The sequence below is a fragment of the Yersinia pekkanenii genome (genome assembly GCF_001152565.1).
Classification (GTDB): Bacteria; Pseudomonadota; Gammaproteobacteria; order Enterobacterales; family Enterobacteriaceae; genus Yersinia; species Yersinia pekkanenii.
In genome coordinates, this window is the sequence record NZ_CQAZ01000154.1 from 1 (window position 1) to 1,738 (window position 1,738).

A 1,738-nucleotide genomic window follows, 5' to 3' on the forward strand; every position below is an offset into this window, starting at 1 on the left:
CAGGTAGCCTTCATCATTCAGCCGCACTTCATCCAGCCAGACGCCACTCTGACGGCCATTGGCATCGTAAGCGGGCCAGGCCACATGCGGGGACGGGTATTTTTTGCTGCCACTGATAAACCGGGCCTCTCCCTGCTCACTTAGTCCACTGTCTCGCAGCAACGCCCGTCCCAGACCATTGGCCGCTAGCGGTTGCGCCTGCTCCCAGAGTCGGTTGCCAGCATCGGCCTGGCGGTCGTCAGCAGCGTGCAACACATCATGGGCGGTCTGCCGCTGACTGGCGTGGGAGACCGCTGACGACCATTTGTCCCGATCGTCGGTGTAAACCTGGACATGGGCTTTCATGCGGGACAGGGCAACATACCCATCACTGTGACTGGCCAGGTATTTCCGCCCACCGGTCACACCGGCCAATGCTATAACATACGATTCACTGGCGCCCTGCGCTTTATGCGCCGTGCCCGCATAGGCGTAGTCAACATGCCGGTCAGCCAGATCCGTTGTCGGATTGATAACGCGACTCTGCCCGTCCTGGCTGACCGTAATATCCTGATTGGCGGCAATCGCCGTCACCGTCCAGCGCGTATTGGCCTCACGTCCGCGCTCTTTATCGTTGTGACTGAAGCTCACCTTGTCGCCCACGGACAATTCGATTTGGCGTGATGAAAAAATGGCGATATCGCGCAGACTGCTTTCAAAAGCCGATAACAGGTGCGATGTCCCCTCGGTATCCGTCAGCATGACCACGCCCTGTTGTTTGGCATCACTTCCCACCTCAATGCGGTAATACTGCTGGTTAATCAGTGCGGTGCTTCCGTTTAGCGCCGCCAGTCCGGCGACGGATTTAAGTGTGTCAACGTGGGTCTTTTCGCGGTCGAACACCTCAATACCCACGGAAGTGGCCCCCAGCGTGCCCCGGTCTTTCAGTGCCTGATGAATACCGGCATTGACCGCCTGTTTATCCGCATTGGTCTGGGTCACTATCAGGGTCTGTGCCCGTGCCTCGGCAGTACGCCCGGCATAATCCCGCACGATGGCATCAATCACCAGATCCCCGTGTTGGGCTTTTTCTTCCGGCGTTTGTCGGTATTCTTGCACTGAAGAGAGGGGCGGGGTGACGCCTGCCTCGCGGGGGACTTGATCGGGTGTGACGGACTCAATGACGTTGAGTGCGGGCGCTATCTGGCGCTCAATGATGGCTTCAACTGCGGGACGCAGTTCAGGGGACTGGCGAACAATGTCTTTCATGATGGCCACATCGAGCGCACTGCGTTGTTGCATCAGTGCGAACGGCGCGCCATTTTCTACCGGTAATAGCTGCTTCTCATCACCGCTCAATACTGCCCGACCGCCTGCGTCGGCAATCCGGCTCAACGTATCGCTCATGTCACGGTTGCCAACCATTGAGCTTTCATCCACCAAAAACAGCGTGCGCGAGAAATCCAACGTTTCACCGCTTTGCGTTCGCCGTTCGGTGTCCATCAAAAATGATGCAATGGTTTGGGCCTTTACCCCGACCGACGCCATTTCACCGACCGCGCGGTGTGTCGGTGCCAGACCGATAACCTCCGGCTGTTGCGCGTCAGGCAATGTATTGATGGCCGCCAGCACGGCCTTGAACTGCGTGGTTTTCCCTACCCCGGCATACCCCTGAATACCAACAAACCTATCCGGACTTTCCAGCATCAGGCGGCTGGCCGCTTGTTGACCGGCCGTCAATCCGGCAAACAACGTCGGG

Annotated in this window: 1 protein-coding gene; it reads right to left on the reverse strand. The window is 58.1% G+C overall.

Annotated features, from left to right (window positions below; genetic code table 11):
* Positions 1-1,738 (reverse strand): AAA family ATPase (locus AEP37_RS23555; RefSeq protein WP_049615605.1); only part of this gene is annotated, 1,738 nt, incomplete at both ends.